Origin of the sequence: Pseudoalteromonas sp. NC201, assembly GCF_002850255.1 — a bacterium.
Classification (GTDB): domain Bacteria; phylum Pseudomonadota; class Gammaproteobacteria; order Enterobacterales; family Alteromonadaceae; genus Pseudoalteromonas.
Genome location: NZ_CP022522.1, coordinates 1,443,414 through 1,458,407 on the forward strand (window position 1 = coordinate 1,443,414; position 14,994 = coordinate 1,458,407).

The window sequence follows — 14,994 nt, forward strand, 5'->3', positions numbered from 1 at the left end:
GCTAATAAATTTTTTGTTCTACATGTTGGTTGATTTTTGTGATATCAGGTCGGGTGAGTAACGCCTTTAGTAGCTGTTCGAATGTAAAATCAGTTTTGTAGTTGAAGAATTCGAACAACTTGTTGAGCATTTTATAGTCATCAGGTTCGTCTAAAGTGATTCGGTAATGGCTAAAGTCTTGAGTGGCGCTAATGTTATAGACTTGAATATTTTTGAATTTTGCCATACCGAGGGTTACGTGTTCTCTATCAGGCCTATTGCTTGCTTTTTGGTGAGTCAGTTTTAAGAGTGAAAATGAGAATACACAAGTGTCTAGCCCTCTTGGAAATCCAGAGTGAGGACCAAGAGAGACCATGTCGTGGTCATTGGCTTTAAATTTATTTATTGCTGCTAATACTAAGTTTATATCGATGAAAGGACAGTCACTTGTCAGCCTAACGATGACATCGTTATCTGTTGCCCCAAATGACTCTGCAGCTTCGTAGTAGCGGGAGAGTACATCCTCTGTTGAACCTTTGTAAAATTTGATCTTGTTTTTTATGCACACCTCAATTATTGGAGTTTCGGAACCATCATTTGTAGTGGCTACAATGATATTTTCCTGTAGCAGTGATAAGCGCTTTAGCATGGTTTCTAACACTGACTGAGTTCCAAAAGGCAGCAATACTTTACCTGGAAGACGGCTAGATGTCATTCTGGCTTGAATTATGACAAATAATTTACTCATCAAGTGATAATTTTCTTGGACTTAATTCCTTGAAACGATAGCATATTAAGGCGAGCTGTAAAGCTTTGTTGATATCAGCCGATATCCTTAAAAGCAAAAATCAGAATAATTGATTGAAACTTTAACAAACGAAATGTCGGAGGATAAATTTGTTTGAGCAAAAATTGAGAATCCACGACAAGGTCATTGGACATGATTCTCCCTGCTATATTATCGCAGAGATGTCGGCGAACCATGGGCAGTGCTTAATCAAAGCGAAAGAACTAGTGCATGCGGCATATGAATCCGGCGCTGATGCAATAAAATTGCAAACCTATACAGCAGACACCTTAACAATGGACTGCAAACTGCCGCATTTTGAAGCCACGGGACCTTGGAAAGGTCAGTATCTTCACGATCTATACAAAACAGCTTACATGCCATGGGATTTTCATGCTGAGCTTTTCGAGCTAGCTGCTAAACTTGGCTTGACGTGTTTCTCATCGCCGTTCGATAAAACCGCGGTAGATTTGTTAAGTCAGTTAGATGCGCCTGCATATAAAATCGCTTCGCCAGAATTGATCGATCACCAGCTTATCCGAGATGTCGCTGCAACAGGTAAGCCTGTAATTATATCTACCGGGGGCGCGACGCTACCAGAAATAGCTGAGGCTGTGAAAGTAGCTGAAGAGGCGGGTGTAACTGAGCTTGGGCTGATGAAATGTACGAGTACCTACCCAGCCCCTGCTGAGACGATAAATTTACGCACAATTCCACATATGAGAGAAGCATTTAAATGTCCTGTGGGGTTATCCGATCATACGCTTGGCAATGATGTACCTTTGGCATCAGTTGCGGTAGGGGCATGCATGATTGAAAAGCACTTTGTGCTCGATAAAAGTGACAACACCGCGGATAGCTTTTTTTCAATGACACCAGATGAATTGAAGGCGCTAGTCCATGGTGTTAGACAGATTGAAAAAGCGATGGGAGAGGTTAATTATCCTACTGAAGCGTCAAAAGCGCGTCGCTGTGTCTACATTATAAAAGATATTAAATCAGGCGAGCGCTTGACTGCCGAACATTTAAGGCAGATGCGCCCCGGTGGCGGTGAAATCATGCCAAAAGAGTTATCAAGACTAATTGGTCGTACTGTGAACAGAAAACTACGCTGTGGTGAGCAGCTAGCATGGAGTGATTTATTGTGAGCAAAACAAGAGCTGAGCTAATATATTCTATCCAACAGTTCTTATTAATAAGAGGCGTAATGGTAGATGATACTATCATCGAAAATCACAATTTTATTAGAGAAGGAAGCCTTGATTCGTTTGAAATATTAACTTTAATTATGCAATTGGAAAGTGAGCTGTGTATACCGATACCGATAGAGCTATTATTGGAGCAAGGTAATACAGAAATAGGGAAATTAGTAGACTCACTGGTTAAGCTTGTTAATGATCGCGATAAGAGTTGATACCTTATGTGGCCTTGGTCACTTTATGCGTTGTAAGTGGTTAGCGTTAGCGCTTCAAGATTGTGGCAAAGAGGTGATAGTTCTCGTCGATAAACCGGTTTCCGAGCAGTTATCACTTGAGCTAAAGAGCAACATAAAAACTTTACCTTTTGCACAAACACAAAAAGAAGATGCTCACAATACTTTGAAGGTACTTTCTGAGATACAAGAGCCGGTTGAAAGCGTTATCGTAGACTGCTACCGTTTTGACTCAGAGTGGGAATTAGAAGCTGCGAAACAGATCCCTTCCATCATCGTAGTGGACGATTTAGAAAGAGCGCATAGTGCTAAGCTACTTATTGATAGCAAGTGGTGTGGTGATAAGACTGGTGAGCGCTACGCAAGCTCGCAGTATAAGCTACTAGGCCCTGATTTTGCTATGCTGTCACCGGCATATCAACACTGTACACATCAAGAGCGTAAGCCAAATCGTGTGATGTTTTCTCTTGGCGGTGGAGGGGATTGGTATAGTGTTTCTGACTGGATAGCCTTGTTGCTAAATATGGCACCGGAAATTGAAATTGACGTTATCTTAGGGCCGATGGCTGAGAGAGTAGAGGCGTTAACTCTGCTTGCGAATACGACTTCTCGATTGCAGCTAATTCGGCAACCGGCTTCTCTTGTGTCTTATTATCAAAGTTGTAGTCTATTTGTGGGAGCACTTGGTACTTCGCTTTATGAGCTGGCCGCAACCAATACGCCAGCGTTGACGTTTTCGATTGCTCCAAATCAAGACAATCAACAAAACGCGCTTGATGACTTAGGTCATTATTTTCATGTACCAGAGCTCTTGACGCGAAAGGCTAGTGAGGTTGTCGCGTTAATTTTGACGTTAGTGAAACAGTCTACGCGAATAATAAAAGCGCGAGAGACTGCACCGGTTAAGGTAGATGGCCGAGGGGCAATTCGAGTCGCAGAGTTGGTTTTAGCGAATGACATCAGATCTTCTGTGACACAAAGAACTCTACATAGCCAAGAGGAAAATGTATGCCAGCTAACCGCACAGGTGAAGATCCGTCAAGTCAACGACTCAGACGTAAATAGATACCTTGCAGCGAGGAATTTACCAGATAACACTTGGCGTATGACAATTACTTCTGGTATTGACGTGCTGGAGCATTATCAGTGGTGGTTTGCTAACAGTAGAGAGTCATTTGTGATGGAGTCTAACGGCAAACCGTTACTATACGTTTGGCATCAAATGCATAATATTGAAGCACAAGAATATCTGGTTGGTGGGTGGTTTGCAGCCTCTGATGAGGTGAACTTTGCCCACGCACAAATGGTTTTGGAGTGGCAACTCCGTGAAACCGCAGCTAAATATCCTAAAGCCATTTGGCTTGCGGTAATAAACAAAGAAAATAAGTTTGTGAATCTGCTCAACCAGCGTGCGGGCTTCGTGTCTATCGAACATGATGAAAAGAAAATGCGCGCAACGCAACAGTTGTTTCCAAATGCATCGCTCTGCGAGTTTAATTATGTTGGTAAAGAGGTAAATACATGACAAAGAGTATTTACGAGTTATTCGAAGAAAATGTTAAACAGACTCCCAAGAAAGCAGCGGTTGTCTATCTAGATCAGCAAGTGAGCTATGAGGAGCTGAATCGACAGGTATTAAAGTTAAGTGCACACTTTGTACGGTCGGGTCTTACCCCCGGTCAACGAGTGGGTGTATTTGCGCCTAATGGCATCGAATTTGTCGTAACACTACTCGCTATTGCTAAGCTGGGAATCGCAGCTGTACCATTACCAATTAGCCTCAAAGGTAATGCATTAATAACAGCGCTGAAGAAAACGCCGGTTGCCATGGTTGTGGCATGGCCGACGATAAGTAAAATATTACTCGATGCCAATTTGATAGAGCCTAGTAACTTGGTAACTCTTGGTAAAGCCGTGAGTGAAGAGTTAAGTTGGGAAGCGGTTCAATCTTGTGAAAAATTAGATGACTTGCAACATGGTGTTGATCTTGATGCGCCGTTTATTTTGACGATGACCTCAGGCTCCACTGGGCAGCCGAAACCAATTGTGTTAAGCCAAGCATGTAAAATAAACCGCGCTATGGATGCAACTATCCAATATTACGGTTTGACCAAACAAGATGTGATCCTAGTAGCAACGCCAATGTATCATTCTTTAGCACAAAGAGGGGTGCTAATGCCGTTAATGCTTGGCGCTACAACCGTTGTTATGCCCAAGTTTAATCTTTCACAATGGCTAAGTGCGATTGAGCAGTATAAGGTCAGTTTTTTGTTTGCCGTAGCTGCTCAACTAGAAAGTTTGATTGCAAAAGGTACATCTGGTGCAGATTTAAGTTCTTTGAAATGTATCGTTTCATCATCTGCTGTGCTTGAGGATACGACCAAAAAGCGTTTATTAGGTATGCTAAGCTGTCGCTTTCATGAGTGCTACGGCGCTTCAGAAGTGGGTGTGGTCACTGATTTTGCGGTTTCAGAAAATCCTGAGCAAAGTGGTAGTGTTGGCAAAGCACTGCCATTTGTCTCATTGAAAATTACGGATGATCAAGGGTGTGAAGTCGCAGCTGGTCAAGTAGGAGAAATATGCTGTAACACTTCTACCATTTTTGGTGGCTACCTAAAAATGCCAGATCAAACTCGGGCGGCTTTTTATGTGGGAGATTTCTTTAAAACCGGAGACTTAGGTTATGTGGATGAGCACGGATACCTCTACTACGTTGGCCGTAAAAAAGAGGTGATTTCTAGCGGTGGGATAAATGTATTCCCTCAAGATATAGAGACAGTTGTCAAATCAATAGAAGGCGTAGAAGATTGCGTTGCGTTTGGGATAAAAGACGCGCTATTGGGCGAAATTGTAAAAGTGGTCATAGAGCAAAACCAAGACACCGACTTAATTCCTGTAATTAGAAAAGCGTGCTTGCAAGAGCTAACTGACTATCAACAGCCTAGATTTATAGAAAGAGTGGAAGCTTTACCGAGAAACCAGATGGGAAAAGTGCTTCGTAACGACGTTAAGACACAATTTAGTCAATAGAGTTAATAACCTAAGCAGGCGAAGTCAACTACTTCACCTGCTGCCATGTACCACTTTCAGCGGAGCGCTTTGCGGCTTCAAATAACGCCAAGCCTTGCTTGGCTTGCTCAAACCCAAAAACGTACTCTGAACGGCTTGGTTGCTTGCTTAAGTGTAATTGGAGTGCTCCCGCAATATCGCTATATAAATTGGCAAAGGCCTCAACAAAACCGGTGGGGTGGCCAGGTTTCATCCGATTATATCGAAATTGATTCGCATACTGGCATTGGCCTGCTCTATCTAACACTTCCCGACGCCCATCATTATAGTTAAGTTCTAATTCATCAGGATTTAACTGAAACCAGCGAGCACTTCCTTTGGTGCCATACACGCGTACGGACAGACCATTTCTATGACCAATTGCTGTTTTAGACATCCACATTGAGCCAACGATACCATTTGGGTATTTCAAGAGCATATTAACGTCATCAACTAATCCTTTGAACTCGGAGTGATTAGCAAATTGCGCGCAGGTGGCTTCAGGCTCGACTTCTAATAGATAGCTAGATAAATGGTGAAGGTGCACACCTAAATCGAGACAGATAGTGGGGACGTCGTAATCTTTTAAACGCCATGATTGAGGTTGGCTAGGCTTACCTGCGATATCTGGTGGGCGTTTAAAGCCTTCTTGGGGCATTTCAAGATGAATTTTTTGTATTTCTCCAAGCGCACCATTAGAAATGATATGCTTGAGCTCCCTCACCATAGCATAACCACTGTAGTTGAAAGTTACTGCAAGAAAGTGTTTTTTGGGATCGTAACAAGCTTCAATTTCCTTCGCCTCAGCCAATCCACAAGTCAATGACTTTTCACTAATCACGGCTAAGTCTCTTGCCAATAAGGCCTTTAACACCTCAGTGTGATGAGGGGTTGGTGTTAAAATAACAAAAGCGTCTACCGCGTTTTGCTCTGCTAAAATTAACTCCTTCCAGCAGTTATAGGTACGCTCTGTACTTATATTCCATTGCTCAGCCGTGTGCTGATTGACCTTAGCATCTCGGCTAAATGCACCCGCGACGACCTGAAACTTATTATCTAAATGTGCTGCAGAAAAATGTACATAGCCGACTGCAGAGTTATTACCTCCGCCAATAAAAGCCAGTTGCAATGGTCTATTATTCATAATCTTTCCTTTAGCTTTCATCACTGTTGGTACACTCAAGATAAAGCGCTTCAATTGTGCTAATGATATACTCTTGTTGGGTTAAAGTGAGGGTTGGATACAAAGGTAAAGTGATTGCACTGTAGTAGTAGGATTCAGCTTCAGCGCAATAGCCTGCCTTAAAGCCTAAATTCTGATAATAGGGCTGCAGGTATATTGGAATATAATGAACATGCGCAAAAACTCCTTTATTCCGAAGCGCGCTGACCATAAAGTTATGCTGTTCAGGCGTACAACTTTCGAGTCTAATAACATATAAGTGATAGGCAGAAACTGAGCTTTCAGAGCACGCGAGAGGCGTGATCCCAATACTATCGGCAAATAGCGTATCGTACGTGTTAGCAAGGTTATTTCGCTGCTTAACAAATGCATCGACCTTAGTAAGCTGTGCTATCCCTAAACTCGCATGTAAATCCGTCATACGGTAGTTAAAGCCTAAATCTTGCTGTTGGTAGTACCAGACCCCATGGCTGGGTTCATTAAATTCGTCAGGATTTCCAGTAATACCATGACTGCGAAGCATCGTCATCGTATTAGCCAGCGCTGGGTCGTTTGTCAGCGCAGCACCACCCTCAGCCGAGGTAATTATTTTTACCGGATGAAAGCTAAAAACGCAGATATCGGAGTACTCACAACAACCCACCTTTTTATCATGATAGGAACCCCCAATAGCATGTGATGCGTCTTCAATCACTTTAAAACCATACTGCACAGCTAATTGATGGATTGCCTTCATATCGCATGATTGCCCTGCAAAATGCACCGGTATAACTACTTTGGGGAGTTGGTTTTGTTGCTTTGCTAGTGCTAGCTTATCACTGAGTGCTTGAATGCTCATATTACCGGTACTGACTTCAATATCGACAAAATCGACACTTGCTCCGCAATAGAGTGCGCAATTAGATGAAGCAACAAATGAGTTTGGTGAGGTCCAAACAATATCACCGTCGCCAACCCCAAGCGCAAGGCAGGCAATATGAAGTGCGGATGTTGCACTGTTTACCGCAACAGCGTAAGTTGCTCCGGTATAACTGCAAAGTTTTTGCTCAAACTCTGGCACTTTAGGGCCTTGTGTTAACCAGTCAGACTGCAGTACTTCGATAACTGCGTCAATATCCGCTTGGTCTATTGATTGCTTTCCGTATGGGATCATAATATTGCTTGTAGGTTAAACGCTTCTATCTCTTCCACGCTCATATAAACCGGGTTAGTCAAAGAGTTGTATTCAAATCCAGGTTGCACCGCTTTTCCTTGCTCACCAAGCGCATTAAGGTCAAAAGAATTACTTCTGCTACTAAACTTGATCCCCGGAGCAATAACAAAATGATCAGAAAATTCAAAAGTATCAAAACTTAAATCCTGAGGACACATTACTTCGTGAAGCTTTTCGCCAGGGCGTATCCCGATAATTTTTTGAGGTACATTGGGCGCCATTGCAGTTGCTAGGTCAACAATCCGAATCGATGGAATTTTTGGCACAAAGATTTCGCCGCCAAGCATCCGCTCAAAATTCTTAAGTACGAAGTCAACGCCTTGCTGAAGGCTAATCCAAAAGCGAGTCATATCTGCATGAGTAATAGGAATATGACCTTTCCCTTCATCAATAAACTTTTGGAATACCGGGACCACCGAACCTCTTGAACAAACCACATTGCCATACCGAACAACAGAGAATCGAGTTTTATGTCCGCCAGCCATATTATTGGCGGCGACAAAAAGTTTATCTGACGCTAATTTTGTAGCGCCGTACAAGTTGATTGGATTAGCTGCTTTATCGGTAGAAAGTGCGATTACCTTTTCGACGTCATTATCTAAAGCGGCTTCAATCACATTTTCGGCACCATTGATATTGGTTTTGATACACTCCATCGGGTTGTATTCGGCAGCAGGTACTTGTTTTAACGCCGCGGCATGAATCACATAATCAACCCCTTGCATTGCTCGGCGCAACCTGTCTTTGTCTCGTACATCGCCGATAAAGTAGCGCATACAACGTTGATTAAACTCTTGTTGCATTTCGAACTGTTTTAGCTCGTCGCGCGAAAATATGATGATTTTCTTTGGCTTATAACGATCTAACAATGTTTTGACATATTTTTTGCCAAAAGAGCCTGTGCCGCCGGTTATTAATATGGTTTTATTATCAAACATAGGGTGTCCACCTACAGGTGCAATCAAAACTTTACAGTATCGGGTATCGAAACTGCTTTAGATATCTTATCGATACAATAAATTAGCTACTACTCAATACTTTATATCACTTCTATGTGTTTTGCAGTATTTATGCCAGTCATTGCAGGAAATTTAACGACTATGGTGACTTTTTGCTCACAATAGCGTAGATTTAACCTAATGATAGTGAATGGGGGTATATATGAAAATCCAATCACAAAGTACTGCTTTTTTTAATCGCACGGAGCAGACTGCTAATAAACTCAATCAACAACTGGCTTCTGGTAAGAAAGTTAATTCTGCTGCAGACGATGCTGCGGCTTTGCAGATCATTAATCGTTTGACGTCTCAACAGGACGGCTACAGTCAATCTATTCGTAACGCATATGATGGTATCTCGTATTCGCAAACCGCTGACTCGGCATTATCTGGTGTGAATGATGCGGTTTCCCGAATTAGAGAATTATCGATTCAAGCCGGTAATGGGGCGCTGACAGATAGTGACCGTCAAGCATTGCAAGAGGAAGTATCGCAGTTGCAAACGCAAATCAGCGAAACGTTTGAAAACACTACATTTGGTGGCGCACAAATTTTTGACGGTGAGTCTCGTAGTTTTCAGGTAGGTCCCGACGCTAATACCACTCAGTCGCTACAGCAGACTGATGGTGGTTTTGCCAGTGCAATATTGAGTGTGGACATTTCGACGCAGGCGGGCGCACAAGCAGCCATTGATGCGGCAGATACAGTCTCTGAGGATTTAAACAGCCAACGCGCGGAGCTTGGCGCATTTGAAAATGCGGTATCTAGTACAATTCGCTCTGCAAGTAACCAACGTGAGAACATTGCGGCGAGCCAAAGTCGAATTCAAGACACCGATTACGCGCAAGCGGTGAGCGATCAAGTTGCCAACGATATTTTATCGCAAGCTTCTATTGCTTTGCGTGGTCAAGCTAATCAGTCTGCATCATCGGTACTAGGTTTATTATAAATTAATACCAAAGTATTGATATAGAACAGCTCTAGTGGCGATTTTTTGGCGTTAATGTCAAAAAGTTGCCACTTAGGTATTGCATCCCCCTTAATCTCTCTTACAATCTAACTATTGAAAAAATTTTAAGTAGATTGGTTCTCAAGCAATGGTCTTGATCTTAGATAACAACAACAAAAGAGCGATCGGATTAGGTGCGGCACTTAGTTTTGTCGGTCAAGCAAATGAAGTGCTGGCCGAAGACCGTTATGAGCCCAAGATCCTTGATAACAACCAAGAACCAATTTTTGTGCTAGGCGCTTTGCAAAGCTTAACACACGAAGCGTTGATAAAATCTCATCCCGCCGTCCCGTTTTTATTAATAGGTGAAACGCTCAGGCCGCTACTTGCATTACCGAATGTAATAGGGCTCATCACCGAACCCTTTGGGCAAGAAGTCACGATGCAATTGCTACATGACTGTCAGCAATATTTACGCATGCTTCCAAATAAAGAGAACAAGCTACTAAATAAGAGCTTTGATGGTTTAGTTGGGGAAACCGAAGCGGTTAAAAACGTTCGTTTCTTGATTTCTCAAGTGGCTAAAACCGACGCCAATGTCCTTATTTTGGGTGAATCGGGAACCGGTAAGGAAGTGGTTGCACGTAACGTACACTTATTGTCTAAACGTGCGCAGGGACCATTTGTGCCAGTTAACTGTGGTGCTATCCCTGGAGAGCTGTTAGAAAGCGAGCTTTTTGGTCATGAAAAAGGTGCGTTTACTGGCGCGATTTCAGCCAGAAAAGGGCGCTTTGAACTTGCGCAAGGCGGTACGCTTTTTCTCGATGAAATCGGTGATATGCCACTGCAAATGCAGGTGAAATTGTTACGAGTTTTGCAAGAACGCACCTATGAACGAGTCGGGGGCACAAAGCCTATTCAGGCAGATGTTCGTGTGATTGCCGCGACGCACCGGAATCTTGAAACCATGATTGAAGATGGCAAGTTTCGCGAAGACTTATTTTATAGACTCAATGTATTCCCCATTGAAAACCCCTCTTTAAACGAGCGTGCGGAAGATATTGCGCTACTGCTAAAAGAACTAACGCGTAGAGTAAATGAGCAAACGGGCAATTCGGTTAAGTTTACGGATAGAGCCGTAGACAGCTTAAAGTCGCACGCTTGGCCTGGGAATATTCGAGAGCTTGCAAACCTTGTGGAACGAATGGTGATTATGTTCCCAGACAAGGTTGTCGATGTGACGGATTTACCACAAAAGTACCGCTATATAGAAGTCGAAGCGTTTGAGCCTGAATATCCAGAAGAACTATTAGAAAAAGATGCGTTCAACGAACTATTTAGCGATGGTTTTAGTGACGACGAAGAAGACATGGTCGCGGAAGATTTTGCGCCGCAAGCACCGAATGTTGGCTTACTGCCGGACGAGGGGATAGAGTTAAAAGAATATTTAGCAGAGCTTGAAATTGATTTGATCACTCAAGCTTTAGAGCGCTACGATTATGTGGTTGCTCGAGCGGCTGAAATCTTGGGCGTTCGCCGTACAACATTAGTTGAGAAGATGAAAAAGTATAATCTCAATCGTGACTGATAGTTCATCAATTACTACCTAACCTGAACTCGGGATAAGAAGTAAGTTAATCTACTAAAATCACTAAATTCAAAAGCGAAGTATCACTCTAGCCAGAAGTTATTTCTTAATACAAGGCAAATTTGTGCGTCAATAGCTGGCCTATTGCAAGCAAATTTAACGCAGTAGTAAGGGATAACAGCTGCTAGAGAACAAGTTGTTATTCCAAGTTCAGGTTACCTAATCAACTCAGCAAGGCCGCTTAATATGCGGCCTTGTACTTTATTGTTTAAAGTCGAGTAAAATCCAAGTCTTGATAACTGGCAATAATGGTTTGTTTGCAAAAACAGTTATCGGCATGGTCGTTAACCATGCCGCAAGCTTGCATATGCGCATACACGGTCGTTGAGCCTAAAAACTTAAACCCACGTTTTTTTAAGTCCTTGGCAAATTTGTCGCTGAGTTCAGTGGTGGCAACGGCATCGTGTTTGTCACGCATGGGGTTGATAACAGGCTTGTAATTAACAAATTGCCACTGGTATTTTGCAAAGCTGCCAAACTCTTGCTGAATTTCAATAAATCGCTTAGCGTTGTTTATCGTTGCTGCGATTTTTGCGCGGTTTCTGATAATTCCGTCAAATGCTAATAGCTGCTCGATATCTTGCTCTGTCATCTGGCTCACTTTATGTACATCAAAATCGTGGAATGCTTTTCTATAGCCTTCACGTTTTTTTAAAATGGTATACCAGCTTAAGCCAGCTTGCGCAGATTCCAATGTGATAAACTCAAACAAGCTCTGGTCATCCAGTACAGGTCTTCCCCATTCCTTATCATGGTACTCAACATAATCGGGTTTGCTCTCGTCCACCCAGCCGCATCGTATTGTCATTGTTGGCTCTCTTCTATCTAATTGTGAATATGAATAAGCTAAATGATTTACTACGCCAACTACTCATTGCGGCTTCACATTTGGCTTTCAAAAACTCTAGCATAATGCTGTATATAAAAACAGTGTCAATAAATTGATATTGTTAAGTGTTCTGTAACTCTATGTTTTATATCAAATATAAAGTTGGATCGTTTTTTGCTTTTATCCATTGAGTTTATTTTTAAGAGAGCGGAAAAATGGCATTAGCACATGTTATTAATCCACAATTTGTACCAACGACGAATCGCTACAATCCCTGTTTGCTGCAAGAAGCCTACGTTGGTGAATTGAGCGACCTTAGACAGCAGGCGAGTTGGTTAAGTCATCTAGTTGATACTATGCCTGCAGGTGTTGTGGTACTTGATGGTCAAGGTATGATTGCCAAGGCGAATCAAATCGCGATGGATATGTTGGGTGAACCACTCGAAGGTGAAAAGTGGTTTAGCGTTATTCAGCGTTCATTTCGACCACAGCAGGACGATGGTCATGAAGTCTCTCTTAAAGATGGCAGAAGAATTAAGTTAGATATAACCGCGCTAACACCGGAACCTGGGCAACTCATTTTGATGACAGATCTTACCGAAACGCGCCGACTCCAAAGTCGTGTTGCGCATATGCAAAGGTTAAGTGCGTTGGGAAAAATGGTTGCTTCATTGGCGCATCAAGTGCGTACGCCGTTATCGGCTGCGATGTTATATGGTGCAAATCTAGGTGCGGCTAATCTTCCTTCGGCTTCTCGAGAAAAGTTTCACGATAAGTTGATGTCTCGGTTAAAAGACTTAGAAAGCCAAGTTAATGACATGCTGCTGTTTGCTAAAAGCGGTGAACAACAAGTGGTTGAGCGAGTGTCAATGCAACAGTTATTGAGTGAAGTCAAAGCGGGTGCTGACGCTATGGTTGAGCTTAACCAAGCAAAGTTGGAAGCATTTTTACCCGAGCCAGATATCGAAATATTAGGTAATCGTACTGCGCTTGCAAGTGCGATCCAAAACCTGATCCACAACAGTATTCAAATAATTGGCAGTGCGGCACACATTGAACTTAATGCAGAGCGCGAGCCGTGTGGCGAGTATGTACGTATCTCAGTTGTTGATAATGGACCTGGCATCGATGAAACCTTAGTAGACAAGTTGTTTGAACCATTTTTTACAACTAAGTCGCAGGGGACTGGGCTAGGACTTGCGGTGGTTAATTCGGTCGCTAACGCGCACAAAGGATTTGCGCAGGCAGACAATGTTGAAGGTAAGGGCGCACGTTTTAGTTTGGTACTACCACTAATTGAGGCGGAGGAACTATGAGTAACAGAGTTTTAGTTGTTGAAGATGATGCTGGTTTAAGAGAAGCACTCATTGATACATTGCAGCTTTCAAATATCGAGTGCGTAGAAGCAAGTTGTGCGGAACAAGCCGTTTTATTGCTAAAGCAAGAAGCCTTTTCTTTGGTTGTGAGTGACGTGCAAATGGGTGCCATGAGTGGGCTTGACTTGTTAAAGACCATTAAACTCAACTATCCCGAATTACCGGTATTGATGATGACAGCATACGCGACCATTGATGATGCGGTTGAAGCGATGAGATTGGGTGCCATCGACTATATGGCTAAGCCATTTGCGCCTGAAGTATTGCTCAATATGGTTGGACGTTATCTACCTGAGAAGGAAAAAGAGACAGACGGCCCCATTGTTGCCGATCCAAAGAGTATTAAACTACTTGAACTGGCTGCAAAAGTAGCTAAGTCGGATGCCAGCGTTATGGTACTTGGACCGAGCGGTTCAGGTAAAGAAGTGTTGGCTCGCTATATTCACGATAAATCCGACAGAGCAGATGAGCCCTTTATCGCAATTAACTGCGCTGCAATCCCAGAAAATATGCTCGAAGCGACCCTGTTTGGTTACGAAAAGGGGGCATTTACAGGTGCCATTCAGGCGTGTCCTGGAAAATTTGAGCAAGCACAAAAGGGAACGATTTTGCTTGATGAGATCACAGAGATGGATTTGGGATTACAAGCAAAATTACTTCGCGTGTTACAAGAGCGCGAGGTAGAGCGTTTAGGTAGCAGAAAAACCATTTCACTGGACGTCAGAGTGTTGGCAACCAGTAACCGCGATTTAAAAGAAGCGGTGGAGGATGGGGTATTTAGAGAAGATTTATATTATCGCCTCAATGTTTTCCCACTAGAGTGGTTGCCACTGAAGGACAGAGCGGGTGATATCGCAGTGTTAGCCGAGCATTTGTTGGTAAGACATACGCAAAAAGCAGGCAAGCCAACACCTATATTAAGCAGCGGTGCAAAGCGCAAGCTCAGTTCACACAGTTGGCCTGGAAACGTAAGAGAGCTAGACAACGTTATTCAACGTGCCCTGATTTTGTTCCAAGGTAATGAAATTCAAGAAGATGATATTTTTATCGAAAATTTCTCACCGATGGCTTTGATTGAGTCTGCACCACTTGTAAATCATGAAGCATCAGCTTTAATGGAGCGCTCTCAAGGTGAGGATGAAATCATTAGCTATAAAGATGAGTTACAGGATAAAGAACACCAAATTATTTTAGATACGCTAGCAAAGTTTAATGGTAAACGTAAAGAGGTGGCGGAGGTGTTAGGTATGAGTCCTCGCACACTTCGCTATAAGCTGGCAAAAATGCGAGATTTAGGGATTGCACTACCCGCTTAACCTAAGTTAGCTGAGCTTAAAAACAATGAGTTAGCTCATTGCTTATCCAAACCTCAGGTTAAGCTTTATCTGTTAATTCGAATTTAATTAGGTGCCTATAAAGATCAGCAGATCTTAGGCGCCTAGTTTTCACTTCTATGCACTGCCAATTTTTCGACATGCTAAAAATATTTCAACATACTGAAAATTAACGATTTTAAGTTGGCACGTTTTCTGCTTTATTACAGGTAACTAAG

Annotated in this window: 13 protein-coding genes; 8 read left to right on the plus strand and 5 right to left on the minus strand. The window is 42.7% G+C overall.

Annotated features, from left to right (window positions below; genetic code table 11):
* Nucleotide 1: 1 nt before the first annotated feature.
* The gene (locus tag PNC201_RS05870) at nucleotides 2-727 is read right to left on the minus strand and encodes a cytidylyltransferase domain-containing protein (protein WP_102056474.1); all 726 of its coding nucleotides are present in this window, start codon (nucleotides 725-727) and stop codon (nucleotides 2-4) included.
* 149 nt (nucleotides 728-876) lie between these two features.
* Here PNC201_RS05870 and pseI point away from each other — a divergent pair, with 149 nt between their 5' ends.
* The 4 genes from pseI to PNC201_RS05890 are packed head-to-tail and all read left to right on the plus strand — an operon-like array spanning nucleotide 877 to nucleotide 5,228.
* Entirely contained in the window at nucleotides 877-1,914 is a 1,038-nt protein-coding gene (pseI, locus tag PNC201_RS05875; RefSeq protein ID WP_102056475.1) for a pseudaminic acid synthase, read from the plus strand.
* Nucleotides 1,911-2,180 (plus strand): hypothetical protein, encoded by a 270-nt coding sequence (locus tag PNC201_RS05880; protein WP_102056476.1) that lies wholly within the window; start codon nucleotides 1,911-1,913, stop codon nucleotides 2,178-2,180. The genes pseI and PNC201_RS05880 overlap by 4 nt, the downstream gene beginning before the upstream one ends.
* Nucleotides 2,161-3,723, plus strand: coding sequence for a pseudaminic acid biosynthesis protein PseG (locus tag PNC201_RS05885; RefSeq protein ID WP_102056477.1), 1,563 nt, complete (start codon nucleotides 2,161-2,163; stop codon nucleotides 3,721-3,723). Before PNC201_RS05880 ends, PNC201_RS05885 begins: the two co-directional genes overlap by 20 nt.
* Complete coding sequence (locus PNC201_RS05890; protein ID WP_102056478.1) at nucleotides 3,720-5,228, plus strand: class I adenylate-forming enzyme family protein; 1,509 nt, start codon at nucleotides 3,720-3,722, stop codon at nucleotides 5,226-5,228. Before PNC201_RS05885 ends, PNC201_RS05890 begins: the two co-directional genes overlap by 4 nt.
* Nucleotides 5,229-5,256: 28 nt before the next feature.
* Here PNC201_RS05890 and PNC201_RS05895 read toward each other — a convergent pair whose 3' ends face one another.
* From PNC201_RS05895 to pseB, 3 genes are read right to left on the minus strand one after another with little or no spacing between them, the layout of a single operon-like run.
* Nucleotides 5,257-6,390 (minus strand): Gfo/Idh/MocA family protein, encoded by a 1,134-nt coding sequence (locus tag PNC201_RS05895; RefSeq protein ID WP_102056479.1) that lies wholly within the window; start codon nucleotides 6,388-6,390, stop codon nucleotides 5,257-5,259.
* A gap of 10 nt (nucleotides 6,391-6,400) precedes the next feature.
* Nucleotides 6,401-7,582, minus strand: coding sequence for a UDP-4-amino-4,6-dideoxy-N-acetyl-beta-L-altrosamine transaminase (pseC, locus tag PNC201_RS05900; RefSeq protein WP_102056480.1), 1,182 nt, complete (start codon nucleotides 7,580-7,582; stop codon nucleotides 6,401-6,403).
* Complete coding sequence (gene pseB / locus PNC201_RS05905; RefSeq protein ID WP_102056481.1) at nucleotides 7,579-8,580, minus strand: UDP-N-acetylglucosamine 4,6-dehydratase (inverting); 1,002 nt, start codon at nucleotides 8,578-8,580, stop codon at nucleotides 7,579-7,581. Before pseB ends, pseC begins: the two co-directional genes overlap by 4 nt.
* Before the next feature lie 223 nt (nucleotides 8,581-8,803).
* Here pseB and PNC201_RS05910 point away from each other — a divergent pair, with 223 nt between their 5' ends.
* A complete protein-coding gene (locus PNC201_RS05910; RefSeq protein WP_039492535.1) occupies nucleotides 8,804-9,589 on the plus strand; it encodes a flagellin N-terminal helical domain-containing protein in 786 nt (261 codons plus the stop codon).
* A 148-nt stretch (nucleotides 9,590-9,737) separates the two neighbouring features.
* Nucleotides 9,738-11,177, plus strand: coding sequence for a sigma-54 dependent transcriptional regulator (locus PNC201_RS05915; RefSeq protein WP_102056482.1), 1,440 nt, complete (start codon nucleotides 9,738-9,740; stop codon nucleotides 11,175-11,177).
* A gap of 268 nt (nucleotides 11,178-11,445) precedes the next feature.
* On the opposite strand, the gene PNC201_RS05920 is transcribed toward PNC201_RS05915, so the two are convergent.
* A complete protein-coding gene (locus tag PNC201_RS05920; protein WP_102056483.1) occupies nucleotides 11,446-12,045 on the minus strand; it encodes a DNA-3-methyladenine glycosylase I in 600 nt (199 codons plus the stop codon).
* A gap of 236 nt (nucleotides 12,046-12,281) precedes the next feature.
* On the opposite strand from PNC201_RS05920, the gene PNC201_RS05925 reads away from it, so the two are divergent.
* Together PNC201_RS05925 and PNC201_RS05930 are read left to right on the plus strand one after the other, a co-directional pair.
* The gene (locus tag PNC201_RS05925) at nucleotides 12,282-13,382 is read left to right on the plus strand and encodes a sensor histidine kinase (protein ID WP_095728221.1); all 1,101 of its coding nucleotides are present in this window, start codon (nucleotides 12,282-12,284) and stop codon (nucleotides 13,380-13,382) included.
* Entirely contained in the window at nucleotides 13,379-14,758 is a 1,380-nt protein-coding gene (locus PNC201_RS05930; RefSeq protein WP_102056484.1) for a sigma-54-dependent transcriptional regulator, read from the plus strand. The genes PNC201_RS05925 and PNC201_RS05930 overlap by 4 nt, the downstream gene beginning before the upstream one ends.
* Nucleotides 14,759-14,994: the final 236 nt, after the last annotated feature.